This window comes from Bacillus sp. SN32, from assembly GCF_002837495.1.
Lineage (GTDB): Bacteria > Bacillota > Bacilli > Bacillales > Bacillaceae > Bacillus > Bacillus subtilis.
On record NZ_PJCT01000001.1, the window covers coordinates 113,473 to 139,093 of the forward strand.

General features: G+C 44.6%; 27 protein-coding genes and 1 pseudogene. 16 read left to right on the plus strand and 12 right to left on the minus strand.

From position 1 onward, the window contains the following. The first annotated feature begins 88 nt into the window (after positions 1-88). The 4 genes from CW370_RS00680 to yhaL all read left to right on the plus strand — a co-directional run bounded on the left by CW370_RS00680 (position 89) and on the right by yhaL (position 5,566). The gene (locus CW370_RS00680) at positions 89-1,315 is read left to right on the plus strand and encodes a metallophosphoesterase family protein (RefSeq protein WP_024571671.1); all 1,227 of its coding nucleotides are present in this window, start codon (positions 89-91) and stop codon (positions 1,313-1,315) included. A 4-nt stretch (positions 1,316-1,319) separates the two neighbouring features. Then, positions 1,320-4,211 (plus strand): DNA repair/recombination ATPase SbcE, encoded by a 2,892-nt coding sequence (gene sbcE / locus CW370_RS00685; protein WP_080262589.1) that lies wholly within the window; start codon positions 1,320-1,322, stop codon positions 4,209-4,211. Positions 4,212-4,284: 73 nt separating this feature from the next. After that, positions 4,285-5,229: a 3'-5' exoribonuclease YhaM gene (gene yhaM, locus CW370_RS00690; protein ID WP_003245698.1), complete on the plus strand. Its 945-nt coding sequence runs from the start codon at positions 4,285-4,287 to the stop codon at positions 5,227-5,229. Positions 5,230-5,353: 124 nt separating this feature from the next. Further along, positions 5,354-5,566, plus strand: coding sequence for a sporulation protein YhaL (gene yhaL, locus CW370_RS00695; RefSeq protein WP_024571669.1), 213 nt, complete (start codon positions 5,354-5,356; stop codon positions 5,564-5,566). 40 nt (positions 5,567-5,606) lie between these two features. Here the strand turns inward: yhaL and prsA are convergent, their stop codons facing one another. Then, entirely contained in the window at positions 5,607-6,485 is an 879-nt protein-coding gene (gene prsA, locus CW370_RS00700) for a peptidylprolyl isomerase PrsA (protein ID WP_024571668.1), read from the minus strand. 159 nt (positions 6,486-6,644) lie between these two features. Here prsA and yhzE1 point away from each other — a divergent pair, with 159 nt between their 5' ends. Further along, on the plus strand, positions 6,645-6,731 hold the full coding sequence (yhzE1, locus tag CW370_RS00705; RefSeq protein ID WP_003327753.1) for a sporulation protein YhzE1: 87 nt from the start codon (positions 6,645-6,647) through the stop codon (positions 6,729-6,731). Between the two features lie 124 nt (positions 6,732-6,855). Continuing rightward, positions 6,856-6,942 (plus strand): sporulation protein YhzE2, encoded by an 87-nt coding sequence (gene yhzE2, locus CW370_RS00710; RefSeq protein ID WP_003155248.1) that lies wholly within the window; start codon positions 6,856-6,858, stop codon positions 6,940-6,942. 52 nt (positions 6,943-6,994) lie between these two features. On the opposite strand, the gene CW370_RS00715 is transcribed toward yhzE2, so the two are convergent. Both CW370_RS00715 and CW370_RS00720 read right to left on the minus strand, forming a co-directional pair. Continuing rightward, a complete protein-coding gene (locus CW370_RS00715; RefSeq protein ID WP_024571667.1) occupies positions 6,995-7,177 on the minus strand; it encodes a hypothetical protein in 183 nt (60 codons plus the stop codon). 107 nt (positions 7,178-7,284) lie between these two features. After that, positions 7,285-7,803 carry a DUF3267 domain-containing protein gene (locus CW370_RS00720; protein WP_024571666.1) on the minus strand — a complete coding sequence of 173 codons (519 nt, stop codon included), beginning with the start codon at positions 7,801-7,803 and terminating at the stop codon, positions 7,285-7,287. Between the two features lie 207 nt (positions 7,804-8,010). Between CW370_RS00720 and CW370_RS00725 the strand changes: the two genes are divergently transcribed. After that, positions 8,011-8,352, plus strand: coding sequence for a YhaI family protein (locus CW370_RS00725; protein WP_009966921.1), 342 nt, complete (start codon positions 8,011-8,013; stop codon positions 8,350-8,352). Here CW370_RS00725 and CW370_RS00730 read toward each other — a convergent pair. After that, positions 8,349-8,960 (minus strand): HTH-type transcriptional regulator Hpr, encoded by a 612-nt coding sequence (locus CW370_RS00730; RefSeq protein ID WP_003239501.1) that lies wholly within the window; start codon positions 8,958-8,960, stop codon positions 8,349-8,351. The two genes, CW370_RS00725 and CW370_RS00730, sit on opposite strands and share 4 nt — an antisense overlap. 177 nt (positions 8,961-9,137) lie before the next feature. Further along, positions 9,138-9,494 (minus strand): YtxH domain-containing protein, encoded by a 357-nt coding sequence (locus tag CW370_RS00735; RefSeq protein WP_024571665.1) that lies wholly within the window; start codon positions 9,492-9,494, stop codon positions 9,138-9,140. Between the two features lie 129 nt (positions 9,495-9,623). On the opposite strand from CW370_RS00735, the gene CW370_RS00740 reads away from it, so the two are divergent. Continuing rightward, positions 9,624-9,815, plus strand: a complete 192-nt coding sequence (locus CW370_RS00740) for a hypothetical protein (RefSeq protein WP_024571664.1) — start codon at positions 9,624-9,626, stop codon at positions 9,813-9,815. Positions 9,816-9,888: 73 nt separating this feature from the next. On the opposite strand, the gene trpP is transcribed toward CW370_RS00740, so the two are convergent. The 3 genes from trpP to CW370_RS00755 form a co-directional block, all read right to left on the minus strand. Further along, positions 9,889-10,407, minus strand: coding sequence for a tryptophan transporter TrpP (gene trpP / locus CW370_RS00745; RefSeq protein WP_003233236.1), 519 nt, complete (start codon positions 10,405-10,407; stop codon positions 9,889-9,891). Between the two features lie 124 nt (positions 10,408-10,531). Continuing rightward, a complete protein-coding gene (gene serC, locus CW370_RS00750; RefSeq protein ID WP_024571663.1) occupies positions 10,532-11,611 on the minus strand; it encodes a 3-phosphoserine/phosphohydroxythreonine transaminase in 1,080 nt (359 codons plus the stop codon). Between the two features lie 146 nt (positions 11,612-11,757). Further along, positions 11,758-12,195: an HIT family protein gene (locus CW370_RS00755; RefSeq protein ID WP_003233231.1), complete on the minus strand. Its 438-nt coding sequence runs from the start codon at positions 12,193-12,195 to the stop codon at positions 11,758-11,760. Between the two features lie 486 nt (positions 12,196-12,681). Here CW370_RS00755 and ecsA point away from each other — a divergent pair, with 486 nt between their 5' ends. From ecsA to CW370_RS00770, 3 genes are read left to right on the plus strand one after another with little or no spacing between them, the layout of a single operon-like run. Next, positions 12,682-13,425 (plus strand): ABC transporter ATP-binding protein EcsA, encoded by a 744-nt coding sequence (gene ecsA / locus CW370_RS00760; protein ID WP_024571662.1) that lies wholly within the window; start codon positions 12,682-12,684, stop codon positions 13,423-13,425. Continuing rightward, positions 13,418-14,644, plus strand: a complete 1,227-nt coding sequence (gene ecsB, locus CW370_RS00765; protein ID WP_014479339.1) for an ABC transporter permease EcsB — start codon at positions 13,418-13,420, stop codon at positions 14,642-14,644. Before ecsA ends, ecsB begins: the two co-directional genes overlap by 8 nt. A 19-nt stretch (positions 14,645-14,663) precedes the next feature. Further along, positions 14,664-15,374 carry an EcsC family protein gene (locus tag CW370_RS00770; protein WP_024571661.1) on the plus strand — a complete coding sequence of 237 codons (711 nt, stop codon included), beginning with the start codon at positions 14,664-14,666 and terminating at the stop codon, positions 15,372-15,374. A 16-nt stretch (positions 15,375-15,390) separates the two neighbouring features. Here CW370_RS00770 and sndC read toward each other — a convergent pair whose 3' ends face one another. The 4 genes and pseudogenes from sndC to hmoB form a co-directional block, all read right to left on the minus strand. Continuing rightward, complete coding sequence (sndC, locus tag CW370_RS00775; RefSeq protein ID WP_101169439.1) at positions 15,391-16,581, minus strand: N-acetyl amino acid acetylase SndC; 1,191 nt, start codon at positions 16,579-16,581, stop codon at positions 15,391-15,393. 72 nt (positions 16,582-16,653) lie between these two features. After that, positions 16,654-18,045 (minus strand): hypothetical protein, encoded by a 1,392-nt coding sequence (locus CW370_RS00780; RefSeq protein ID WP_080263060.1) that lies wholly within the window; start codon positions 18,043-18,045, stop codon positions 16,654-16,656. Positions 18,046-18,110: 65 nt separating this feature from the next. Continuing rightward, a pseudogene (locus tag CW370_RS00785) lies at positions 18,111-18,426 on the minus strand (hypothetical protein). Positions 18,427-18,470: 44 nt separating this feature from the next. Continuing rightward, complete coding sequence (gene hmoB / locus CW370_RS00790) at positions 18,471-18,971, minus strand: heme-degrading oxygenase HmoB (protein ID WP_024572544.1); 501 nt, start codon at positions 18,969-18,971, stop codon at positions 18,471-18,473. A gap of 121 nt (positions 18,972-19,092) precedes the next feature. Here hmoB and CW370_RS00795 point away from each other — a divergent pair, with 121 nt between their 5' ends. The 5 genes from CW370_RS00795 to CW370_RS00815 all read left to right on the plus strand — a co-directional run bounded on the left by CW370_RS00795 (position 19,093) and on the right by CW370_RS00815 (position 25,573). Continuing rightward, complete coding sequence (locus CW370_RS00795) at positions 19,093-21,237, plus strand: transglycosylase domain-containing protein (protein ID WP_024572543.1); 2,145 nt, start codon at positions 19,093-19,095, stop codon at positions 21,235-21,237. 121 nt (positions 21,238-21,358) lie between these two features. Continuing rightward, entirely contained in the window at positions 21,359-22,420 is a 1,062-nt protein-coding gene (gene hemE, locus CW370_RS00800; RefSeq protein WP_024572542.1) for a uroporphyrinogen decarboxylase, read from the plus strand. A 71-nt stretch (positions 22,421-22,491) separates the two neighbouring features. Beyond that, positions 22,492-23,424 (plus strand): ferrochelatase, encoded by a 933-nt coding sequence (hemH, locus tag CW370_RS00805; RefSeq protein ID WP_024572541.1) that lies wholly within the window; start codon positions 22,492-22,494, stop codon positions 23,422-23,424. Positions 23,425-23,438: 14 nt separating this feature from the next. After that, a complete protein-coding gene (gene hemY, locus CW370_RS00810; RefSeq protein ID WP_024572540.1) occupies positions 23,439-24,851 on the plus strand; it encodes a protoporphyrinogen oxidase in 1,413 nt (470 codons plus the stop codon). Between the two features lie 146 nt (positions 24,852-24,997). Continuing rightward, complete coding sequence (locus tag CW370_RS00815) at positions 24,998-25,573, plus strand: TetR/AcrR family transcriptional regulator (RefSeq protein WP_024572539.1); 576 nt, start codon at positions 24,998-25,000, stop codon at positions 25,571-25,573. The last annotated feature ends 48 nt before the right edge of the window (positions 25,574-25,621 follow it).

Consider the following 25,621-nt stretch of genomic DNA (forward strand, 5'->3'; position numbering starts at 1 on the left):
ATTCTCAGGCTGTTTCTTTATTGACAGAACGTGCATTCGTAAGAATTCGGTGCTAAAATAAGGGTACTTCATCCTGGAAAGGAGCAGAATGTTGACTGATCTAACCTTTATTCATGCGGCAGATCTTCATCTTGACAGCCCGTTTTACGGGATATCGCATCTGCCGGAGCCGATTTTTGCCCGGATTAAAGAAAGCACGTTTGCAAGCGTGAGACATATGATAGACGCCGCAGTGAGAGAGCACGTTGATTTCATTTTACTTGCGGGAGATCTGTTTGATGAAGCCAATCGAAGCTTAAAGGCTCAGCTCTTTTTGAAAAAACAGTTTGAAAGACTCAGAGAGTGCGGAATTTCGGTATACGTCATCTTTGGGAATCACGATCATCTTGGCGGGGAGTGGACGCCGATTGAATGGCCTGAGAATGTCCATATTTTTTCGTCCGCTGTTCCAGAAGAAAAATCGTTTTTTAAAGAAGGCAGGCGCATAGCAAGCATTTACGGCTTCAGCTATCAAGCCAGAGCAGTGACGGAAAACCAAGCCGCCCGCTATCGGAGATCAACTGACGCACCGTTTCATATCGGCATGCTCCACGGCACGCTGTCAGGATCTGAAGGACACGATCCGTATTGCCCGTTTACACATGACGACCTCGTGAAAAGCGGGATGGATTATTGGGCGCTTGGCCATATACATAAACGCCAGGTTCTATCTGCCGAGCATCCGGCAGTCATTTACCCGGGAAACACGCAAGCACGCCATATGAAGGAGACGGGAGATAAAGGCTATTATCTCGTTCATGTGACAAACGGAGATATATCTTATGAATTTCAGAGAGCGCATGATGTCCTGTGGGAAAAAGCGGCGGTTGATGTAACGGAGGCAAAGAATATGACCGCCCTCTTCCAAATGGTGGAGAACACGTTTTCGAAGCTGCGGAAAAAGGGGAGCCCTGTTTGTGTAAGGCTTGTTTTACAAGGGACGGCGCCGGAATGGCTGCTGGAGGCGCCAAAAGGCACCTTGGATGAGTTTCTTGAAGCTCTTCAGGAACAAGAAGCGGAGGAGGAACTTTTCGTTTGGCCTCTTAGATTGGACGATGAGACAGAAAACGAAGCAAACCTAACAAACCTTGATCCTTTTTTTGGCGGTTTATTTGAAGACATTGATCGCAGCGATCTGTCAGACGTGCTGGAAGGGCTTGAGCGGCATCCAGTGTATAGAAGGCACGCGGACCGGTTTAGCCAAGAGGAAGTAAAGGAAATAAAAGAGCAGGCACAGATATTATTGAAAAAACAGCTTAAGGTGCTTGATACATGAGGCGGTGACAGCTTTGCGAATTATATCTTTACATATCTACCAATATGGAAAATTTTCCAATCGGACCTTTCACTTTTCCGCCTCTCCTGTCCAAGTAATTTACGGATTAAATGAGGCAGGAAAAACGACGATGATGTCATTTATTGAAAGTATGCTGTTCGGTTTTCCAAAAACAAAAAAATATGAACCGAAAACAGGCGGTGTCTACGGCGGTGTTCTTGAAGCTGAACATCCTGAATATGGGGTGCTGAAGATCGAACGGACGAAAGGGACTGCCGAAAAACTAAGCGTGTACACAGAAAAGGGCGAAGTAAAGCAGGGAGATGTTTTAAAGCAGCTGTTCCAGGGCACAGACAGGTCGTTGTACAAAGCCATATATTCGTTTGACGTATTCGGGCTGCAGGAAATTCACGCCTTTAATCGGGATAAGATAGGGGAATTTTTGCTCTTTTCCAGCTTGTTTGGTGCTGAAGCCGTATCAAAGCTTGATTCAAGGCTGACGAAGGAAAGCGAAAGGCTCTATAAACCAAATGGGCGAAACCCTCAATTGAATCAGGAGCTGGAAACGCTTAAGCAGCTGGCAGTGAAGCTAAAACAGGCTGAAGCAGAGGAAGCGGGCTATCATCAGCTTCTCGGGGAAAAACGAACGCTTGAAGCCCGCCTTGCAGCCGCGGAAACCGAATTGAAAGAGACGGCGGGACATATCCGAATGATTGAGGGAGCGATTGAGCGAAAACCATTGCTAAATGAAAAAGCGACACTCGAACAGGTGATTACAGAATTTCCGGAACATGCAGGACAATTTCCTGCTGACGGACTGCATCAGCTGGAAAAATATGAATCCCATCTGCACCCGAAATCAGCACAGCTTGAGGCGCTTCGGGTGAAGATGGCGGAGTTGGACAAACAGAGGCAAAAGCTTATCCCCAATAAAGAACTATTGGCGAAAGAAACGCTGATACAAGAGCTTTCGGCAGGGTTTCATATGTACCAATCCTGGGGAGAACAGCTGGCCGCCATTCAGGCACAGCTGCGCCAGACGTCTGCGCAGACAGCGGCAGGGCTGGAACAGCTCAATAAAACGGATGAAAATGAGCTCCTGAATATGAACACCTCATATGATTATGAATGGCAGCTTCAGCAAGCGGTGCAGCAATATGTACAGGCAAGAGACAGAAAACGGCAGCTTGACGAGACGTTTGAACTTGCCCGGCAAGAGCTGGAAGACGCGGAAAAGGCCGTTCATGCCGCTTCGTCCGCGATTCTTGAAAACAGCCAAAGAAAAGATAAAGAAGCAGCTCTTAGAGCATATGATGAAACACAGGGGCAGCACCAAGAGCAAGCGAAGCTCAGAGAACAGCTAACGTTTTTTGAAAGACAGCAGGCTAAACAGAAAAAGACTGTCATTGCAGCTGGTATGTTGTTCATCGTTCTCTTTTCTCTGCTGCAGCAATGGATTCCCGCCATAAGTTTCGGCGCTGCACTTATTGTGTATTGGCTTGTATCAGGAAAACCGTCTTTTCGAAACAGCCGAGAGACAAGACAGCCCATGACGGATATTTCACCAGCAGAAGCTGAAATGCTTAGAGGAGCGTTATGGGAGGATGACCGCAATAAGCAGCACCTTCTCACACAGCGTGCAGCGCTCCAGCAAAAAGAGGCGGCGTATGAAAGGGTCATCCAGCAGTTTGAACAGTGGGAAGCCGAAATGGCGCCGTCCTTTACACAGGTTGAGCGTTTTATGAATGAGCTCGGATTTAAGGAAGATCCATCATTTTTGCTTGATGCATACAGCTTAATGAAGGATGTTAAAAAAGAAGTGAAGAAAAAGCATGAGCTGACCATTGAAGCAGGCAGGCTGAAAAAGCACCGGAGAACATTCGAAGAACGCGTCAGTATGCTTCGTCCCGTGAATCAGAGTCAGGATATCTCCATTTCGGACGCCCTTCACACATTGCGGAAAAACATTGAACGTGAAAAAGAAATTGAGAAGCAAAAAAAGGAAATTGAAACAGATATTCATTATACAAAGGAACAGATGCTTGAACTTGAGCAAGAAATACAGTATTTCCACGCACAGATCGAACAGTTATTTGCCGCGGCTGCTGCAAAAGACAGAGATGCGTTTTTTGCCATAGCCGACATCAGCAGGCAATTGAAGGATACGGAGAACAAGCTTCATCACGTAAACGCACAGCTTCAAGGCGGACACCCGGAGGAACTTGAACTGGCAGATTCCAATACGCTTTCTGAATTGAAAGATAAGCAATTTGTTGAGAATGAAAGAAAAGAGCGGCTGACTGAGGAGATCGAGCGGCTCCGCAGCCAAATCGCACTGCTCTCAGTCAAACAGGAACAATTAGAGGCCTCGGGATTGGTGTCAGACCTCAAGCTTCAAACCGAAATGCAAAAAGAACGTGTGAAAGAAACGGCTAAAAAATGGGCCTCCATACAAATGGTCAAACAGGTGATCAAAAACAAATTGGAGCGGCATAAAAAAATCGAGCTTCCGCGCCTTCTGGAGACGGCAGGAGAATTTTTCCGCCCTCTGACTGACGGAAACTACCAAACCATTTATTTTTCCGAAACGGATGATTCGATCATGGTTATGCATCGCGATGGAACTGTCTATCATGCGGAAGAGCTGTCACAAGGGACATGTGAACAGCTGTATACAGCGATCCGATTTGCTTTGGCCGTTACGCGCCAGGGTGGGTCAAAGCTACCGTTCCAGCTTGACGACAGTTTTGTTCATTTTGATCAGGAAAGGCTGAAACGTGTATTACATGTTCTGTATGATTTATCTGAAGGCGGTAGGCAGATTTTGTATTTTACATGCCATGAGCACGTAAAAGATGCATTTCATAACAGCCAAATCATCCATTTGGTGTCATAAAAGAGGTTCTATAGCTGAAAATCGGTATGTGATATACTGGTATTATGTAAGATACGGAGGGAGCTTTAATAGAATGGCTAAAGGGATTATGCTACATGAGGTTGGCGAACAGGTGGACCAGTATCTATTGATTAAATCCTCGACGAAAGGGATTGCAAGCAATGGAAAACCGTTTCTGACGCTGATGCTGCAAGACCAGTCAGGCGATATTGAAGCGAAGCTGTGGGATGCCAAGCAAAGTGATGAAGTGACCTATGCGCCGCAGACGATTGTCAAGGTCGTCGGCGATGTTCACCATTATCGCGGACGCACCCAGCTGAAGCTAAGAAATATCAGACCGGTAAGCGAGCAAGAAAACGTCAATATTGATGATTTTTTAGAAACCGCGCCGATTCCGAAAAATGAAATGATGGATACCATCACTCAATATATATTTGAAATGAAAAATCCGAATATCCAGCGAATCACAAGGTTTTTGGTTAAAAAACACGAAGCTGAGTTTATGGATTATCCGGCGGCTACGAAAAACCACCATGAGTTTGTCTCAGGTTTGGCGTATCATGTTGTCTCTATGCTGAACCTGGCGAAAGCAATAGCAGATTTATATCCGTCTCTTGATCGTGATCTGCTTTATGCCGGTGTCATCCTGCATGATCTTGGAAAAGTGAAGGAGCTGTCCGGCCCTGTTTCCACTTCATATACGGTTGAAGGCAATTTGCTCGGCCATATTTCCATCATGGTGACAGAGCTTTCAAAAGCGGCTGAGGAGCTTCAAATCGATTCTGAAGAGGTGTTAATTCTTCAGCATTTGATTTTGAGTCACCACGGCAAAGCAGAATGGGGCAGCCCGAAACCACCGATGGTGAAAGAAGCGGAAATTCTTCACTATATAGACAATCTGGATGCAAAAATGAATATGATGGACAGAGCGCTTGAGCGCGTGAAGCCTGGCGAGTATACTGAACGTGTATTTGCACTGGAAAACCGTTCCTTTTATAAACCGACATTTCATAAATAACTTAAAAAGGACTGATGCTGACATATTCAGCTCAGTCCTTTTTGATGCGTCTTTCCCGCACATAACTCGTCTCATTCCCGCATATGGTTAAGAATAAAGAATCTATGCAAAGGGGGAGGAGCCCGTGTTATTTTTTCCGTGGTGGGTGTATCTTTGTATTGTAGGCATTATTTTCAGCGCATATAAACTTGTAGCGGCAGCCAAAGAGGAAGAAAAAGTAGACCAGGCTTTTATTGAAAAAGAAGGGCAGATTTATATGGAGAGGATGGAAAAGGAGCGAGAACGCCGCAGTTCTCAGCAGCATGAAGAAGAAAATCAAAAACATTCCATCGCATAAAAAAAGCTGTGCGGCTCAATGAGCCTGCACAGCTTTTTTATTACTTAGAACTGCTTGAAGATGAAGAAGTGCTGTTGCTTGTTGAAGATGTATTAAATGTGTCTTTCAGATCTTTATCTTTTACTTCGATGTCAGCCTTCTTCATGACTTTTTGAACAGCTTCCTGAACGGCATTGCTGTCATTTAGTTTTTGTTCAAGTACTTCAGATTTCAGCTCTTTTTTCATATCATCGTATTTGCCGCGTTCTTCTGTCTTTTTAATGATATGGTAGCCGTATTGCGTTTTGACAGGATCACTGACTTCACCTGTTTTTAATTTGAATGCAGCTTTGCTGAATGTTTCGTCCATTTGGCCTTCTTTTGCAAACCAGCCTAGATCTCCGCCTTGTGAAGCAGAGCTGTCTGTTGAGTATTCTTTCGCAAGATCTTCAAACTTCTCGCCTTTTTTCAGCTTTTTCTCTACTTCTTCTGCTGTCTTTTTATCAGCAACAAGGATGTGGCTTGCACGGATTTTGCCTTTTAAGCCTTCCCAGTACTCTTTGATATCGGCGTCTGTTACTTTGATGTTATCTTTAGCCGCTTTTTGTGTCAGCAATTCATATTTTACTTGTTCTTTTAGGTAATCCTTGCCATATTGCTTTTCGAGGGCAGTATATTGATCGCCAAGCTGCGTTTTGTATTCTTTCAGCTTGTTGTCAATTTCTTTATCCGAAACTTTATACTTCTTGTCCAATACTTTTTCTTGCACTAGCTGTGTCAGTACGCTTGCGCCAGCTGTTTTCTTCATGTTTGTGTAAAGCTCGCCTTTTGTGACATCGCCTGCGTCTGTTTTTGCGATAACTTCTTTGTCGCCGCTGCTGCAAGCACTGAGAGCGAGGATGCTTGTAGCAGTGATAGCTGCTATTGCGATTTTCTTCATTGTTTTCAAACACTCCTAATCATTCCAAATTAAATTACCTATGCGTATCATAACATATTGTGGCTTTCTGTAAAAAGATTTTAAATAAAGGGCATTCGTCTAGTCAAACTTTTGCTGATGACATACTTATATATTGATCAAGAAAAGGAGGTATGTAACATGAGCGGAGGATACTCTAACGGATTCGCGTTGCTCGTAGTACTGTTCATTTTGCTTATCATCGTAGGTGCAGCTTACATCTACTAAGCAGCCCGAGGATCGCTTGCAACATAAGCGATCCTTTATTTTCACTAGCGCCTAATCGTTTCAAACATGAATTGCATAACATGTAATTGGTAAATAAAGCTTATTACAGGAGGTGCTTTTTAAGATGGGTGAAGTATTTGCAGGCGGATTCGCTTTATTGGTTGTGTTATTTATTTTATTGATTATCATCGGCGCTTCTTGGCTGTACTAATCAACATAAAAAAGCATAGCTGCTTAATCAGCAGCTATGCTTTCTTTCGTATTTACACTGTAAAGGAGATCTCCACAAACGAAGAGATCAGTAAAATTAATATAGATACATTAATAAATCGGAATACCTTATCTTGCCGCTCTTCAGGAATCTCTCTGACAAGGCATAATGTATTGGTGAGCCTGTTTATGAAATATAAAATAAACACGGCAGCCACGATAAAATAGAATAAAATGATGGGAGATTCCCCCTCTCTCTGAACTGTCCCATATTACATTACCAAATATTTATTAAAAAAGATAGAATGCAAATTGAAAAATCGCCATCAGCACCAGGGTTTGACTACTTTTCAACAAGAATATCCAAGCCGTCTGCTTCCTGATCAATAAAAGCGGTTTTCGGTGCTTTTACCAGCTTGAGAGCCAGCAGGAAATCAGGCAGACAGTAGCCGGCGTGAATGCCCGAGATCATGCAGAAATAATGAGCATGATTCGGAAATGCCAGTGCTGCGTAAAACAATACCGGTGTAATCAGCAAGAACGGGCTTACCAGTGAAATCAGCATTGTTGTTTTTGGTATACGTTTCCATGTGCGCATGCGCAATATGTAAAACTTTTTTTCTATTTTTCTTTTTTTGCAGATGATTGGCAGGACATGGATGACTTTATGTACAAATAAAATAACGACGAGCAAACCGCCGAATAAAGATACATATTCATCGCTTAAGCTTGTGCCAGGCCGCAGCAGCTCAAAAGCTAAAAAGGTAGATATAAAAACCAAAATCATAAAACATACAGCAGTTAATATTATGCGAACGGCGCCATAATCCTTCATGAGATTTATGGTCTTCCAGCAATTCATCAAAGTCATCCTTCCATACATCTTGAATAGAATCTCAAAATAATTTACTCCTCCCAAGAGAAAAAATCAATGCTTTTTTAAGAAAAAATATCATCCGGCAGGTATTTTTTTGAAACAAGCAAACAAACTGCGAAATATGGGGTTAGAACTTTCTTCTCAGTGAATTATCAGCTAAAATAAGATTAAAGATAGAAAGAAGTGGTGTGGATGGATTCGATGGATCATCGCATTGAGCGATTAGAATATTACATACAATTATTAGTGAAAACAGTAGATATGGACAGGTACCCCTTCTATGCGCTTCTCATTGACAAAGGGCTGAGCAAGGAAGAAGGGGAAGCGGTTATGAGGATATGCGATGAATTGTCGGAAGAGCTGGCAACACAAAAAGCGCAAGGATTTGTAACCTTTGATAAGCTCCTTGCGCTTTTTGCCGGACAGCTGAATGAAAAATTAGATGTTCATGAAACGATTTTTGCCCTGTATGAGCAGGGGCTTTATCAAGAGCTGATGGAAGTCTTTATCGACATCATGAAGCATTTTGATTAACTGTTTACAGGTTCAAGCTCTTCAGCCGGTTCATCCGCCGCACTGTCCTTTGCTTTTTTCTTCAGTTTTCCGTTTACGCTTTCAAAGTCATTGTCAATATTGGTGAGTGACGTTTCGAAAATTTCCATAAAATCATCGCCGTAGATATGGCGTATCATACACATCATTTCTGCCACTTCAGGAAATTTTCCGAATAAATGATACAAAGGCTGTGACCCTTTAAAAACAGCGTTGCGTGTCGGATCAAATTCCTCAAGCAAGCTCCAGAATACCTCGGTACCTTCCTCAGTCAATTGGACATATGTGTTCCGTTTATCATTCAGCCGTTTGGAGAACCTTAAATATCCCCGTTCTTCCAGCTTTTTTGAAAAGTTGAATGCGGTTGATACGTGCATGACCCCGAACTTCGCGATTTCAGAAATGGAAGCTCCATTCAATTGATACGCAATCCATAAAATATGATGCTCATTAATATTCAGGTCATACGGTTTGAGCCATTGCTGCCAATCCTTCTCGATTGATTTCCAAAGAGCCTTGCTAAGCTGAGCCATTTTCTGGGTGAAGACTAGAGCTTCTTTCACATCATAGGGCGGTTCCACTCGATTCATTACGTCACCTGCTTCTCTTTTTCTTTTTCTCTATTATGCCAATAAAATAAAGATTAATAAAGATGAAAATGTAAGAATTTTTTAATAAATTCACAAACCATTGCGACGAAAGGGTTTTTCGGTCAAAAAAAATACGGGTCCAATTTTGGCCCGCATTTTTTTCTTTTGAATAGGATATTAGTTTTGTAAGGTTTTCTCCAGCTGTCTGATTTTCTCTTCGATATCGGCAATTTCTTTTTGCAGATCCTGCTGGTGAGGCTTGATATCTTCCTGCCATTTTTTAATTGACGTTTGGAGCTCGCCGCCCACGTCTTTAATAACATCCGTGCTTTCTTTTGCCGCTTTGATCAGCTGGTCTTTTAATGCAAGCCCGTCTGACTTTAAGCGTTTGATTGTTTCTTCAAAAGAATCATAATTGGTTTTCATTTTTTCACGCAGCTGCTTTCCTGAGGAAGGTGCAGTAAGAAGAACCGCTGCTCCTCCAATGATGCCGCCTACGAATAGTCCTGTTAATAGAGAACGTCCGCTCGCCATTACAATCACCCCGTCTTTTTCTTCAAAATAGGATTCATTCAGCATTTTTCATTTTTGTTGAAAGCCTGAACTTCTATACATAGCTTGCTTTATTTTAGCATATTTTTTAAGTGAAAAGGAGGGAGAAGGTTGTCTGTCTTTTTGATTGTATTATCCTGCATCACACTTGCCTTCGCTTCAGGCGCTGTTTACTATATCAGACTTCTCAGCCAGGCTGCTTCTTATCCGCCCAAGAGGGTTATCCGGCAGAAAGCGCTTGTTTGTTCAACCGGAACCGCCTTTACACTATGTCTTATCTTTTTCACAAAACTCCTCGCTTAAAACATGCTGACATGCTGCGGGCGCTCTGTTCAAAAAAACCTCTCCCGGAAGCGGAAGAGGTTTTGTGTGACAATTATTTAGCAGCTTCCATAAAGCTCGAACGTCTTAAAATAGTTTGCACAATCGGATAAATAATGATCATTGAGATTGTATTCAGCACAGCGGCCGGCAGAACAACAGCCGCAAACAATGCGGCGAAACCGCCCGGCAAACCGACGATCAATAAAGCTGACGATAGAAACACAATTCCTGATAAGATGGTCCCGATCACTGTCAGCACAGCGGCTGCACCTGTTTTCCGGCTCTTTCTGAACAAGAGAAACAGAGAGAAGAACAGAAACGCTGATACGGGTTTATCAATGATGTTAGGGATCTGTCCGGCTGGAAACGCGGTTGTAAGCGCGGAAATGATTCCGGTCACGATCCCGATGACGAGTACATTTTGCACCCGCGGGAACAGCAGAATGCCCATGAACATCATGATCAGCATCATATCTGGTTTCATGCCGCCTAAAAAGGGCGGAATAATGGAATGAAGCGCTGCGCCGATTGCGGCAAACAGAGCCATAATGACTAACTCTTTTGTTTTCATAACTATGCTCTCCTCTGCTAAGCTTTTTGCCCTCCAATAATATGCTCATCATTTATTGCGAAGGCTTTACAGAATGTATTATGCAAACAGTATACCAAACGGACGGTTTGCATAGCCAGACTTTTTACTCATTTTCCTGCTGGAATTTCTTCATGAACGCAGCTAATTTTTCACAGTCTTCGAGAGAGACCGCGTTATAAATAGAAGCGCGGCAGCCTCCCACCGAACGGTGTCCGCCAAGGCCGATCATCTTCGCATCTTTTGCTTTCTGGACGAATGTTTTCGTTAATTCGTCATCCCGAAGCGTGAATGTGACATTCATGCGTGAGCGGCTGTCTTTTCTGGCATGTCCTTTATAGAAGCCGTTGCTTTCATCAATACAGCTGTAGAGAACCTGCGCTTTTTGTTCATTGCGCTGTTCAACAGCTTCCACACCGCCGTTTTCCTTGAGCCATTCCAGAACAAGGCTCAGCATATAAATCGCAAATGTCGGCGGAGTGTTGTAGAGTGAATCCGCTTTGACATGTGTGGAATATTTCAGGATTTTTGGGACGTTCGCATTTTCATTTTTCAGCCAGTTTTTTTTCATAATGACTACAGTCACGCCGGAAGGGCCGAGGTTCTTTTGGGCGCCTCCGTAGATCACATCAAATTTGGACACATCGATTTTTCTGCTTAAAATATCGCTGGACATGTCGGCTACGAGCGGAATAGGAGAATTCGGAAACTCCTGCCACTGAGTGCCGAAAATTGTATTGTTGGATGTGATATGTAAATATGCGCCGTCTTTTACATCCGTAAGGTCAACCTCAGGAATATAGCTGTAATTGTCTGTTTCACTTGTAGCGGTGATAGACGTGTTCCCGAACAATTTCGTTTCTGCCAGTGCTTTTTCAGACCAAGCGCCTGTCATGACAAAATGTGCGGTTTTTTCAGGTGTTAAAAAGTTCATCGGAAGCATTGAGAATTGAAGGCTTGCCCCGCCTTGAAGAAACAAGATATCGTAATCTTCCGGAATGCCCATCAGTTCGATTAAGAGGCTTTTCGCTTTTTGGTGCACCGCTTCATACTCTTTGCTGCGGTGGGAAAGCTCCATAACAGACATGCCGGATTCGTTAAAATCAATAAATTCTTTCTGTGCTTTTTGCAGAACTTCCAGTGGAAGCGCTGCAGGACCTGCGTTAAAATTCGTTGTACGTTCCATTATGATCTCTCCCTGTTTTCCACGTTAATGTATAAAATAATACAATTATCCTATCACAAAAATTCAGTTTTTTGATAAAAAATTAGAATTATCAAAAGAAATTGACGGATGTTTGCGAAATGTTCACAAAATAAAATAACCTCATCTTATGATGAGGCCAGGCGTTTTGCGATAGAGGAAGAGATGTTCTGCAGATCCTCCGGTTTATAATCATCAGCATGCGTTTTCCAAACCGCTCCGAATCCATCTCCTTTTCCGTAGCGAGGGATAATATGCATATGGTAGTGGAACACAGATTGTCCAGCTTTTTCGCCGTTATTGTTCAGCGTATTTAAGCCGATCGGTTCAAATTCATCCCGGATAGCGCGGGCGATTTTTGGAACAGCATGGAAATATTGTTTTGCTAATTCATCTGTAAATTCATATACATTCTCAATATGTGTTTTCGGAATGACAAGCGTATGGCCTTTTGTAACTTGGCTGATATCAAGAAAGGCAAGTACATGTTCATCTTCATACACCTTTGCGGATGGAATGTCGCCGGCGATAATTTTACAAAAGATACAATTCTCTGCACAATGCATGAGGGTTCCTCCTTATGAAATTGTTTAGTATGTATACACTCATCGTACCACAGAAATGCAGAAAATAGAAAACAGGATGAACGGCGAGCGTTCACCCTGAATGCAGAGGAAGAGCTTATATGAAGAAAATGTGTTATGCCTTTGGTAAGCACCTCATTTGTCAATAAAATGAAGACTTGTTTAATGCCTAACGATTCCTGCGATAAACACCTCATTTGACAATTTGCTTCATACATGAAGAATTCATCAATTCAGTGAAGAGAAATGGTTTGAGCATTGGACATGTTTATTTTCTATCCAACTGTTTCTAAGACGTCTTTGACAAACACCTCATTTTTCAGTTGATATGCTTTTCCTCTACAACTATTATGATGTCCAGAACCTGTCTCTTTATGACAGCAAATTCATCATTTGTTAAAAGGGAATTGTTTCAAATCAGGCCTTGTTTTTGGTACTATGAAGAAAAACACTATAAGGGGAGAAACTATGTCTCTGCTATCGGTAAAAGACTTGACCGGCGGATATACAAGGAATCCGGTTTTAAAAAGCGTATCATTCACCCTTGAACCGAATCAAATTGTCGGCTTAATCGGGCTGAATGGTGCTGGTAAAAGTACAACAATCAGACACATCATCGGGCTGATGGACCCGCATAAAGGTTCAATCGCATTAAACGGTAAAACGTTTGCTGAGGATCCGGAAGGCTACCGTTCACAATTTACCTATATACCTGAAACACCTGTTTTATACGAAGAATTGACGCTGATGGAGCATCTTGAACTAACAGCCATGGCATATGGACTGTCAAAAGAAACGATGGAGAAAAGGCTGCCTCCGCTTTTAAAGGAATTCCGAATGGAAAAGAGGCTGAAGTGGTTCCCGGCCCATTTTTCTAAAGGAATGAAGCAGAAGGTTATGATTATGTGCGCATTTTTGGCAGAGCCTGCGCTCTACATTATTGATGAGCCTTTTCTAGGGCTTGATCCGCTTGCCATTAACGCGCTGCTTGAACGGATGAATGAAGCGAAAAAAGGCGGGGCGAGCGTGCTGATGTCAACACACATTTTGGCAACGGCAGAACGCTATTGCGATTCGTTTATTATTTTACATAACGGCGAGGTGCGGGCGCGCGGCACGCTGTCAGAGCTCAGAGAGCAGTTTGGAATGAAGGACGCGGCGCTGGACGATTTGTATCTTGAGCTTACAAAGGAAGACGCTGGCCATGAATAATATGCTTGATATTTGGCAGTCGCGGCTGCAGGAGCATATCAAAGAAACAAGAACATACATGAAATATATGCTCAACGATCACCTCGTCATTGTTTTGATTTTTTTTCTAGCGGGCGCTGCAAGCTGGTACAGCAAATGGATACGGGACATTCCCGCTCACTTTCCGTCCTTTTGGGTGATGGCCGTGCTGTTTTCGCTCGTGTTGACAAGCTCTTATGTGCGAACGCTTTTGAAGGAGGCTGACCTTGTTTTCTTATTGCCTCTTGAAGCAAAAATGGAGCCTTACTTGAAGCAGGCGTTTGTCTACAGCTATGTGTCTCAGCTGTTTCCGCTTATTGCGCTGAGTATCGTTGCGATGCCGCTTTATTTCGCAGTCACACCGGGGGCTTCGCTCGTATCGTATGCCGCGGTCTTTGTCCAACTGTTGCTGCTGAAAGCGTGGAATCAGGTAATGGAATGGCGCATGACTTTCCAAAACGACCGCAGCATGAAACGGATGGACGTCATCATTCGCTTTGCGGCGAATACACTCGTTCTTTATTTTGTTTTCCAATCTGTTTATATGTATGCGCTTCTCGTCTATGTCATTATGGCTGTTCTTTATCTGTATATGTCTTCCGCAGCAAAACGGAAAACATTTAAATGGGAAAGCCATATTGAGTCCGAATTGAGACGAAAGCAGCGTTTCTATCGGATTGCCAACCTGTTTACTGATGTGCCGCATTTGCGAAAGCAAGCCAAACGCAGAGCTTATCTCGACTTTTTGCTGCGGCTCGTGCCGTTTGAACAGCGCAAAACATTTGCCTATATGTTCACCCGCGCCTTTTTGCGTTCGAGTGATTATTTGGGCATTCTTGTCAGATTAACGATCGTTTTCGCGCTGATCATTATGTATGTCTCAGCCAGCCCGCTGATTGCAGCGGTTTTGACTGTGTTTGCCATTTTCATTACGGGCATTCAGCTTCTGCCGCTCTTCGGCCACTTTGACCATCTGGCGCTTCAAGAGCTATACCCTGTGAAAAAAGAAACAAAGCTGAAAAGCTATTTCTCTCTATTAAAAACTGCACTTAGTATTCAAGCGCTGCTGATGTCTGTTGCATCTGCCTATGCAGCCGGCTTGACCGGTTTTCTGTACGCGCTAATCGGTTCTGCCGTTCTGATTTTTGTTGTTTTGCCTGCTTATATGACAACCAGGCTGAAAAAGCACGGAAAGCTGTGAACTGAAAAGAGGTAATCAAATGACAGATAATCAGCTGCTGATGCAGGAAGCTTTGGAATGGAAAATGCATTTTTTGCGAAAGGATTCCATGTTTGAACGCTTTTCGAAGCGTGTCCAGACGAAGGTGAATGAACGGATTCCTGAAAAAATCCATACGGTCGTCACCGAGAGTGTGAGAAAAATGGTAGAAGCGACAATGGCCGGCTCCAATATCATCACTTATAAAAAGGATACAAGTGCACTGTCGCTCAGTGAAAAAAATGAATTGGCGAAAAAAACGATTGTTTCTTATCAGAAAGTGGCAGCTGCTGAGGGAGTCGGCACCGGAGCGGGCGGCATTTTTTTAGGCATTGCTGATTTTCCGCTGCTGCTTTCAATTAAGATGAAGTGTTTATTTACCTTGTCTTCCATTTACGGCTTTAATGTCAAGGATGCACAAGAAAGGATGTTTTTGCTGCTCGTGTTTCAGCTTGCGTTTTCGAGTGATGATGGCCGTAAATCGCTTTTTTCTGTCATCGAAAATTGGGAGACGGAGAAAAAGAGCATCGACTGGAGAGTGTTCCAGCAGGAATATCGCGATTATATCGACGTCGTGAAGCTTTTTCAGCTTTTGCCGGGCGTAGGAGCGGCAGTCGGCGGAATTGCCAATTATAAGCTGCTTGCTCAGCTTGGAGAAACGGCAAGACATGTTTTTCATCTGAGGATATTAAAGGAAACAGCCGGAGAATAAACACTCCGGCTGTTTTTTATAGCTGATGATAGGTGATCGCAGCGCCGGCAAGGACCTTGGCCGCTGTCAGCATGGCTTTTTCGTTGATATCAAATTTCGGATGGTGGTGGGAATAGACTCGCTCTGGCTGTTCGGGAGCGGCGCCTGTAAAGAAAAAAGTGCCCTTCACGTTTTGTAAGTAATAAGCAAAATCCTCGCCACCCATTTGCGGTTCACCGTCAATGACCTGCTGAACGCCCTCGGTATTCTTTGCGGTGCTCACCAAGTGGTTCGTTTCTGCAGGATGGTTCACAACCGCTGGATAACCCTGTTCATAGGTGTACTCATAGGACGCGCCGTGCATGCTGCATATTCCTTTTACAACCGCTTCAATTTCTTTCTCCAGAATGTCCCGGACATTTTCATCAAAAGAACGCGCTGTGCCGATGAGTACTGCTTGGTCTGCGATGACATTAAACGGATTGTCGGCGATGAAGGAGCCTGTCGAAATGACGGCGGATTGAATCGGATTGACTTTGCGGCTGACAATGTGCTGCAAAGAGGAAACGATTTGCGAACCGATCAGGACGGCGTCTTTTGTATCATGCGGATGAGCGCCGTGGCCGCCCTTTCCGAAAACTTTAATCGTAAATCGGTCCGCCGCCGCCATGACGGCGCCGGGGCGGCAGAGAATAGTTCCGAGCGGCTCAGTTGCCCAAAGATGAGTGCCGAATATCACATCCGCGTTTTCGAGACAGCCGTCATCAATCATTGGCTTTGCGCCTCCCGGATAATATTCTTCTGCATGCTGGTGGATCATCACAAATGTTCCCTTCAGTTCATGTCTGTTTTGGTGAAGGACCTTGGCCACTGCGAGAAGAGCTGCGGTGTGGCCGTCGTGGCCGCATGCATGCATGACACCAGGCACTTTGGAGGCGTAAGGGACATCTTTTTCATCTTGAATGGGGAGAGCGTCAAAGTCGGCCCGCAAAGCGACTGTAGGGCCTGGTTTGCTTCCTTCTATATATGCTAAAACCCCTCTGCCGCCGACGTTCGTGCGGATTGGGACTCCTAACGATTCATAATAGGAAGCAATAAATGCGGCGGTTTTTTCTTCTTGAAATGAGAGCTCAGGATACATATGAAAATGGCGCCTGATCTCAACCATTTCTTCAAAACAGCCGTCGAGCTGTTTGTTTATCTCTTTCTGCAGTGTGGATATGGACAAAGCCGCTTCCCCCTTTTCTATGCTTTTCCATGATTGTATATAAAAAGTCTGAATATTTCAACTCATGCTGTTTCAAAGCATCATCACAGCTGCGAGGGTTGTCACCAAAAGGCCAATCGCGACTGGAATGAAGTTTTTTCTGGCAAGCTCAAAAGGATCAACTTTGCAAATGGCCGCGGCGGGAATCAACGCCCATGGGACCAGTGTGCCTCCGCCCACCCAGATGGCAGAGATTTGTCCGAGCGCGGTCAGAACGGCGGGATCGGCATGGAGAGCGGACGAAAAGAGCTTTGCGATGGAGCCGGCGAGAGAAATGCCAGAAAATCCTGAGCCGTCAAGGCCTGTTATGGCTCCAGCGGCAGTTAATGCAGCGGCGGCAAGCTCCTTTGACATAGGCATCATATGGGATAAAGCAATTCCAAGATCGTTGACAATGCCGTGGGAACCTTTAGGGAGTGAAGTGCCCAGTATGCTCTCATAGCCTGAGTCGCCAAGATAAAAGAAAGCGGCAATCGGGATGACGGGGCCGAAAACCTTAAAACCGAACTTAAATCCGTCAATAAAATAGCCGGTGATTTTTTCAAGCCCTTTATGCTTATACACGAAAAAATGAACGGTAAGGAGGATACAGATTGCAGACCCGCCAATTAACGCGGTGGCATCATTTCCTTGTAGGTTAAACAAGAGCATACAGGCGATATCTGCAAGAAAGGCAAGCGGAATCAAAAAAGCCAGTATGGACCGCAGGCGTTTTGGTAAGTACAGCGAGTTGTCTTGTTCGCCGGAAAGAACGGGGGAAAAAGAAGCGGGAGGCTCCTGTTTTTTGCGTTCGCGCTGAATCATGATAAAGGCAGCGGTTGTTGTTGTCACACCCATAATCAGCACAAGCGGAATGCTGGCCGAGACGACATCACCGACTGGAATGCCTGCTGCATCCGCAGTCAGCTTTGGCGCCGCCTGAATGACAAAGTCTCCTGACAGGGCAAAACCGTGTCCGAATAAGTTCATGGCCATGGCCGCGGCAAGAGGCGTCAAACCGGCACGTGCGGCTGCGGGGAGCAGGACGGCGCCGATCAAAGCGACACCTGGAGAAGGCCAGAAGAAGAGAGAAATGGCGAACATCAGGCCTCCAATCAGCCAATAGGCAGTCACAGGCCCTCTCACAAGGCTTGCAAAGGGAGAAATCATCGCTTCATTTATCCCTGTTTTTGTTAACAAATCACTCATCGAAACGATAAAGCAAATGATGAAAATCGTGGGCAGCAGTTCGCCGGCCGCATAGATAAAGCTGTGGAATAAACTGCTGACAGAAGCTGAAAGTGAATGGCTGGCCCATAGCGATATGATAAAAATGCCGAATAGAGAAATAAATGTCGTGTCTTTTCTCAGCAGCATAAATAGGATAATTGCTCCGATAAAAAACACATACAGAACATGGACAGACAAAATCCCGACTTCCATCATCGATCACTCCTTCCGCTTACAGATTATTCATAGGCGGGCGGAAGGTGCCGGGACAGAGGGGAGGGTTATGATGGAAGATGAACATTGATCTGTTTCAGCTGCTCAATCAGATGATGCCTTAATACTCTATTCGCTTTTTGCAGATGTTTTGGGAAGCATTCAGGAGAAAAAATGATGCACAATTCAGCAAGCCAGTTTTTTCTATAGGCGATGATGCTTTCCGATGGTTCTATATGAGTTATCCTCGTGCTGCATCTCGTAATCAGCAAATTCGAACTGAAAACCGCAGCACGGGCAGATTTCATGAGAATGATTGCCTTCATGATCATATGGCGGTTCAGCCAATCCCTTAAACCCGCAGACTGGGCAAGTATGCTTCATTTTGCTTTCCTCCCAATAAAATAAGCTGCCGGACATGCCGGCAGCTATTCGACAGCGAAATATGTGGTGACATAGGAAGGCCGGGAGAAGATCGACGTTGTGTCAATTCCGGCAGATGTATCGCGTTTTTTGTGGGCTTCTTTGTAAGAACCGGACTGCTGCCAGTCTTGAAAGGCGCTTTCCGTTTCCCACAAGGTCAGAATGACATAGGTGTCACTGTCAAGCGGACGGAGCACTCGAATTGCTTCAAAGCCAGGCTCATTTTCGACTTTTCCCGCTCTGTTTTTAAATCTGTTTTCAAACAGCGGACGCCCTTCCTGAGTGACGGCAATATTGTTCAATACTGCAAAACCGGGATGTTTGATCTCTCCGACTTGGTCAATGACTTCATAAGCGTGTGGTGCCTGGAAAACGGTATCTCCGTTTGTTTCATGAATCAAAATGGCGTTTTCCTGCCCCTGCATCAAAAGGATATTTTCTGAGGGATGCTTCTCTACGATCGTTTTTAAAAAATCGGCTGTCCCATATGTAATATAAACCTTCATATCAGCCACCTCCTGCTTGCTAGTATATCAAAACAATGGTATAAGTTTCTATTGGCGAGTGCTTCGAACATAATTCCAAACAATTTTTCCCATACTACCTTTAGAAAGGCGAGGTGAGTTCATGTTTAAGATAAAGAAAAAGAAACTTTTTATACCTATCATTATTTTAGTGTTAACTGCTTTTCTCGCTTTAATAGGATATATTTCAATTATTTTTCTCGGCCATTATGTCATAGATGAAAAAAAGCTTATTCTTCATGCTTCTTCAAAAATTGTTGATCAAAACGGAGATGAGGTTGCAAGCCTGTATACAGAAAATCGCGAGCCGGTCTCGATCAATGAGATTCCAAAGCAGGTCAGAGAAGCGTTTATCGCTGTTGAGGATAAAAGATTCTATGAGCATCACGGCATTGATGCAAAATCTGTCGGAAGGGCAGTGTATCGCGATATATTAGCAGGCGGAAAGGTGGAAGGCGGAAGCACGATCACCCAGCAGCTTGCCAAAAATATTTTTCTGACACATGACAAAACGTTTCTAAGAAAAACAAAAGAAGTGATCATTGCGATTAATCTTGAACGGGATTACAGCAAGGACAAGCTGCTTGAAATGTATTTAAACCAGCTTTACTTCGGACACGGGGTCTACGGCATACAAGCGGCGTCCCACTATTATTTTAATAAAGAAGTAAAAGATTTGACTGTATCTGAAGGCGCTGTTTTGGCCGCTATTCCGAAGGCGCCTTCTACGTACTCTCCGATTTTGCACCCTGATAAAAATAAGGAGCGGCGTGATACAATTCTAGGTATGATGAATGACCAAGGCTATATCAGTGCGAAAGAGGCTGTCACCGCACAGGGCCGAACGCTTGGACTGCATGTGAAGAAACAGTCGGAAACACCTTGGTTTGACAGCTACATTGACCTTGTGATCAAAGAGGCGGAAGACAAGTATTCCATTTCCGGGGAGCAGCTTCTTCAAGGCGGATACACGATCAAGGTGCCGCTCGATTCGAAGCTGCAGAAGACGGCTTACCAGGTGATGAAAGAGGATAGCTATTATCCCGGAACAGATCAGAATGCCGAGGGAAGCGCGGTCTTTATTAATAACAAGACAGGCGGTGTAGAAGCGGCCATCGGCGGAAGGGATTACACATCCAAAGGATATAACCGCGTCACAGCTGTCCGCCAGCCGGGTTCCACATTTAAGCCGCTTGCCGTATACGGACCGGCGATGCAGGAAAAGAAATTTAAGCCATATTCCCTATTGAAGGATGAGTTGCAGTCCTACGGAGATTATACGCCGAAAAACTACGACAGCCGGTATGAGGGCGAAGTCACTATGTCTGACGCCATTACGTACAGCAAAAACGCGCCGGCTGTCTGGACGCTGAATGAGATCGGCGTCGAAACAGGAAAATCTTATTTGAAAGTAAACGGCATTGATATCCCTGATGAAGGCCTTGCTCTTGCTCTAGGTGGCTTGGAAAAAGGCGTTTCACCGCTCCAGCTTGCCGGCGCGTTTCATACATTTGCCGCGAATGGAACGTATACTGAACCCTTCTTTATCTCGAGCATAATAGATGAAGACGGAGAAACAATAGCCGATCATAAAGAAGAAGGAAAGCGGGTATTCAGCAAGCAGACGTCTTGGAATATGACGAGAATGCTGCAGCAGGTAGTCAAAAAGGGAACGGCTACGTCCGGCACCTATCACGGCGACCTGGCGGGAAAAACAGGTTCTACATCTTATACAGGCGTCTCCGGCGCGACAAAGGACGCCTGGTTTGCAGGCTATACGCCGAAAATAACCGGGGCAGTCTGGATGGGCTATGACAAAACGGATCAAAGCCATTATTTGAAAGCCGGGAGCTCATACCCGACGCGGCTGTTTAAGGATATTTTGACACAGGCAGGAGAAACCGGTCATGTGTTCACAAAGCCTAAAAACGTTAAAGAACTGGAAAGCCCGATTGAGCTGAAGCCGGTCAAAACACTCACAGCCGATTACACATTTAAAGCAGCGGGGCTCTTTACTATTGAATTAAAGTGGGACGCTCAAGAGGATGATCGGGCCGTATACAGAATTTATGTAAACAAGGACGGCAAGGAGACGCTTCTTGATTCGGTTGAAGGGAAGGGAAGTTATGAAATCCCTTATGCCAACTTATTTTCGGGCGCGTCTTATAAAATTGTGCCTTATAATACACAGACAAAAAGAGAAGGGGAAGGAACCGATTACGTTCAGCCGAAATTGTTTTCCTCTTAATGGAATTCGGCGATTTTTTGAACTTTGAGCTACATTTCTATACCATTTGCCTAAAACAAGGTATAGTGTAATAAGTCAAGAAATACGAACGTATGGTTGCCGTATGAAAGGTGGAAATCAGATGAGTAAACGAGAAACGTTTAACGAGACGTTTTTAAAAGCTGCGCGGGGAGAAAAAGCGGATCACACGCCTGTGTGGTATATGAGGCAAGCAGGGCGCTCACAGCCGGAATACCGCAAGCTGAAGGAAAAGTACGGATTGTTTGAGATCACACATCAGCCCGAACTTTGTGCGTATGTCACAAGACTGCCGGTTGAGCAATACGGAGTCGATGCTGCAATCCTTTATAAAGATATCATGACGCCGCTGCCGTCAATCGGTGTGGATGTTGAAATCAAAAACGGGATCGGTCCTGTGATTGATCAGCCAATCCGGTCTCTGGCGGACATTGAAAAACTTGGCCAAATTGATCCGGAACAGGACGTGCCGTACGTGCTTGAGACAATTAAACTGCTTGTCAATGAGCAGCTGAACGTCCCGCTCATCGGTTTCTCAGGTGCTCCTTTTACGCTAGCAAGCTATATGATCGAAGGCGGCCCGTCAAAAAACTACAATAAAACAAAAGCCTTCATGTACAGCTTGCCAGATGCATGGAATCTGCTGATGTCCAAGCTTGCCGACATGATCATCGTGTACGTGAAAGCGCAGATTAAGGCAGGCGCAAAAGCGATTCAAATCTTTGATTCGTGGGTCGGCGCATTGAATCAGGTAGATTACAGAACATACATTAAACCCGTAATGAACCGGATTTTTTCAGAGCTCGCAAAGGAGAATGTGCCGCTGATCATGTTTGGCGTCGGCGCGAGTCATCTCGCAAATGATTGGCATGACCTTCCTCTCGATGTTGTCGGGCTTGACTGGAGACTCGGCATTGATGAAGCCAGATCAAAAGGAATCACTAAAACAGTGCAGGGCAACCTGGACCCGTCCATTTTGCTTGCGCCATGGGAAGTCATTGAGAAGAAAACGAAGGAAATACTTGATCAGGGTATGAAATCAGACGGCTTCATTTTCAATCTTGGCCATGGGGTATTTCCTGATGTCAGTCCCGAGGTTTTGAAAAAACTGACAGCGTTTGTCCATGAATATTCACAAAACAAAAAAATGGGTCAATATTCCTAAGCATATCTTTTGGTATCTTAATGATATCCTGTCAAAATGTTTGTATCAGATCATTAAAGAGGGTGTAAACAGTGAGTAGAAAGAAAATGGGGCTTCTCGTTATGGCGTACGGCACGCCTTATAAGGAAGAAGATATTGAACGTTATTATACACATATCAGAAGAGGCAGAAAGCCTGAACCTGAAATGCTTCAAGATTTGAAAGACAGATACGAAGCGATTGGCGGCATTTCACCGCTTGCCAAAATCACAGAAGAGCAGGCGCATAATCTGGAACAGCACTTGAATGAAATTCAGGATGAGATTACGTTTAAAGCGTATATCGGACTGAAGCATATCGAGCCGTTTATTGAAGACGCCGTAGCAGAGATGCATAAGGATGGCATTACAGAAGCAGTCAGCATCGTGCTGGCGCCGCATTTCTCCACGTTCAGCGTTCAGTCCTACAACAAACGTGCCAAAGAAGAGGCTGAAAAACTCGGCAGCTTAACGATTACGTCAGTTGAAAGCTGGTACGATGAACCGAAGTTCGTGAAATATTGGGTTGACCGAGTGAAGGAAACATATGCGTCAATGCCTGAGGATGAAAGAGAAAACGCGATGCTCATCGTATCCGCACACAGCCTGCCGGAAAAAATCAAAGAATTTGGAGACCCGTATCCGGACCAGCTGCATGAATCGGCGAAATTGATTGCTGAAGGCGCAGGCGTTTCCGAATATGCTGTCGGCTGGCAAAGTGAAGGGAACACGCCTGATCCTTGGCTCGGACCCGATGTTCAGGATTTAACACGTGATTTATTCGAACAAAAAGGCTATCAAGCATTTGTATATGTTCCTGTTGGATTTGTCGCGGATCACTTAGAAGTGCTTTATGATAATGATTATGAATGCAAAGTGGTTACTGACGATATCGGCGCAAGCTATTACCGGCCGGAAATGCCAAATGCCAAGCCTGAATTTATTGATGCTTTGGCAACAGTCGTATTAAAAAAATTAGGACGTTAAAGAAGGCGATGAACATGAGTGACGGCAAAAAACATGTAGTCATCATCGGCGGCGGCATTACCGGTTTAGCCGCCGCCTTCTATATGGAAAAAGAAATCAAAGAAAAGAATCTGCCGCTTGAGCTGACGCTTGTTGAGGCAAGTCCGAGAGTCGGCGGGAAAATCCAGACTGTCAAGAAAGACGGCTATATCATCGAAAGAGGGCCAGACTCATTTCTGGAACGAAAGAAAAGCGCCCCGCAGCTTGTTAAAGACTTAGGTCTTAAGCATTTGCTTGTCAACAATGCGACCGGACAATCCTATGTGCTTGTAAACCGCACCCTGCATCCAATGCCGAAGGGCGCTGTAATGGGGATACCGACAAAAATTGCGCCGTTTGTTTCTACGGGTCTGTTTTCTTTGTCTGGGAAGGCCAGAGCTGCTATGGATTTCATCCTGCCTGCAAGCAAAACAAAGGATGATCAGTCATTGGGAGAATTCTTCCGCAGACGTGTCGGAGATGAAGTGGTCGAGAACTTAATCGAGCCGCTTCTATCAGGGATCTACGCAGGCGACATTGACAAGCTCAGCCTGATGTCGACATTCCCGCAATTTTACCAGACGGAACAAAAGCATAGAAGCCTGATTCTCGGCATGAAAAAAACAAGGCCTCAAGGCTCAGGCCAGCAGCTGACGGCAAAAAAACAAGGGCAGTTCCAGACTCTGTCAACCGGTTTGCAGACCCTTGTAGAAGAGATCGAAAAGCAGTTAAAGCTGACGAAGGTGTATAAAGGCACAAAAGTGACCAAGCTCAGCCGTGGCGGCTCTGGCTATTCGCTCGAACTGGATAACGGCGTCACACTTGATGCTGATTCAGTAATTGTGACTGCTCCGCATAAAGCGGCTGCGGGAATGCTTTCTGAGCTTCCTGCCATTTCTCATTTGAAAAATATGCACTCCACATCCGTGGCAAACGTCGCTTTAGGTTTCCCTGAAGGCTCCGTCCAAATGGAGCATGAGGGCACGGGTTTTGTCATTTCAAGAAACAGTGACTTTGCGATCACAGCCTGTACGTGGACGAATAAAAAATGGCCGCACGCAGCGCCGGAAGGCAAAACGCTGCTTCGGGCATATGTTGGAAAAGCCGGAGACGAATCCATTGTCGATCTATCAGATAATGACATTATCAACATTGTGTTAGAAGACTTAAAGAAAGTCATGAACATAAACGGCGTGCCGGAAATGACATGTGTCACCCGATGGCATGAAAGCATGCCGCAGTACCATGTCGGCCATAAGCAGCGTATCAAGGAGCTGCGTGAAGCACTTGCATCTGCGTATCCGGGTGTTTATATGACAGGCGCTTCTTTCGAAGGTGTCGGCATTCCCGACTGCATTGATCAAGGAAAAGCTGCCGTGTCTGACGCGCTTACCTATTTATTCAGCTAAAACCTCCGCTTTATCGCGGAGGTTTTTTTGATGTGCAATGGCAATATTGTGTAAAAAAATGATTGAATTGAACAGCGGGTTATGATACATTTGCATATGTACTTAATGACTAAAATGTTCAAACGGTCAGTTTTGAGGTGAATACAATGTCAATAGATCGAAAAAAGCTCATTTTGGAGGCGGCTACAAAGTCTTTCACGCAGTTCGGGTATAAAGCGACGACAATGGATCTTGTCGCAAAACTTGCGAACGTGGGGAAGGGAACCATTTATACTTTTTTCAAAAACAAAGAAGAGCTGTTTGACGAGATTTTCACTACTTTATTAAAGGAAATGAAGCAAAAAGCGGATGAAGCGATGGAGCCGAACCTTCCGTTCCATGAAAATGTGCACAGAGCGCTGTTTGCCATTCTGGAGTTCAGGAAAACACATCAGCTGACGATTAAAATTTTCCAAGAGAATGCCGAGATTGGTACAATGGCTGTTCAGGAAGTGATCCAGAAAATGGAGCAAGCCATACTGTCTTATATCAAAAGTAAGATTGAAGACGGGATCAAAAGCGGCGCAATCAAGCCGTGCGATCCTGAACTGACAGCCTTTGTGATGCTGAAGCTTTATATCGCGCTCATTTTTGACTGGGAAAAACAACACCCCCCGCTTGATAAAGAGACAATTGCGGGACTGCTTGAATTGTATGTTGTCAAAGGATTGTCAGCGAACTAGATAATCCTTTCTCTTTGCAAGAAAATGACCATATTTCATGATGAGTCA

Coding starts and splice junctions, on each gene's coding strand:
- CW370_RS00770 (WP_024571661.1), top strand. CDS start 14,664: ATGACAGATAATCAGCTGCTGATGCAGGAAGCTTTGGAATGGAAAATG.
- CW370_RS00780 (WP_080263060.1), bottom strand. CDS start 18,045: ATGATGGAAGTCGGGATTTTGTCTGTCCATGTTCTGTATGTGTTTTTT.
- ecsB (WP_014479339.1), top strand. CDS start 13,418: ATGAATAATATGCTTGATATTTGGCAGTCGCGGCTGCAGGAGCATATC.
- prsA (WP_024571668.1), bottom strand. CDS start 6,485: ATGAAGAAAATCGCAATAGCAGCTATCACTGCTACAAGCATCCTCGCT.
- hemY (WP_024572540.1), top strand. CDS start 23,439: ATGAGTGACGGCAAAAAACATGTAGTCATCATCGGCGGCGGCATTACC.
- yhzE2 (WP_003155248.1), top strand. CDS start 6,856: ATGGGTGAAGTATTTGCAGGCGGATTCGCTTTATTGGTTGTGTTATTT.
- CW370_RS00730 (WP_003239501.1), bottom strand. CDS start 8,960: ATGAATCGAGTGGAACCGCCCTATGATGTGAAAGAAGCTCTAGTCTTC.
- yhaM (WP_003245698.1), top strand. CDS start 4,285: ATGGCTAAAGGGATTATGCTACATGAGGTTGGCGAACAGGTGGACCAG.
- trpP (WP_003233236.1), bottom strand. CDS start 10,407: ATGAAAACAAAAGAGTTAGTCATTATGGCTCTGTTTGCCGCAATCGGC.
- hemE (WP_024572542.1), top strand. CDS start 21,359: ATGAGTAAACGAGAAACGTTTAACGAGACGTTTTTAAAAGCTGCGCGG.
- CW370_RS00795 (WP_024572543.1), top strand. CDS start 19,093: ATGTTTAAGATAAAGAAAAAGAAACTTTTTATACCTATCATTATTTTA.
- CW370_RS00725 (WP_009966921.1), top strand. CDS start 8,011: ATGGATTCGATGGATCATCGCATTGAGCGATTAGAATATTACATACAA.
- ecsA (WP_024571662.1), top strand. CDS start 12,682: ATGTCTCTGCTATCGGTAAAAGACTTGACCGGCGGATATACAAGGAAT.
- serC (WP_024571663.1), bottom strand. CDS start 11,611: ATGGAACGTACAACGAATTTTAACGCAGGTCCTGCAGCGCTTCCACTG.
- hmoB (WP_024572544.1), bottom strand. CDS start 18,971: ATGAAGGTTTATATTACATATGGGACAGCCGATTTTTTAAAAACGATC.
- CW370_RS00815 (WP_024572539.1), top strand. CDS start 24,998: ATGTCAATAGATCGAAAAAAGCTCATTTTGGAGGCGGCTACAAAGTCT.
- CW370_RS00720 (WP_024571666.1), bottom strand. CDS start 7,803: ATGAATTGCTGGAAGACCATAAATCTCATGAAGGATTATGGCGCCGTT.
- CW370_RS00755 (WP_003233231.1), bottom strand. CDS start 12,195: ATGCATTGTGCAGAGAATTGTATCTTTTGTAAAATTATCGCCGGCGAC.
- CW370_RS00735 (WP_024571665.1), bottom strand. CDS start 9,494: ATGGCGAGCGGACGTTCTCTATTAACAGGACTATTCGTAGGCGGCATC.
- yhzE1 (WP_003327753.1), top strand. CDS start 6,645: ATGAGCGGAGGATACTCTAACGGATTCGCGTTGCTCGTAGTACTGTTC.
- CW370_RS00680 (WP_024571671.1), top strand. CDS start 89: ATGTTGACTGATCTAACCTTTATTCATGCGGCAGATCTTCATCTTGAC.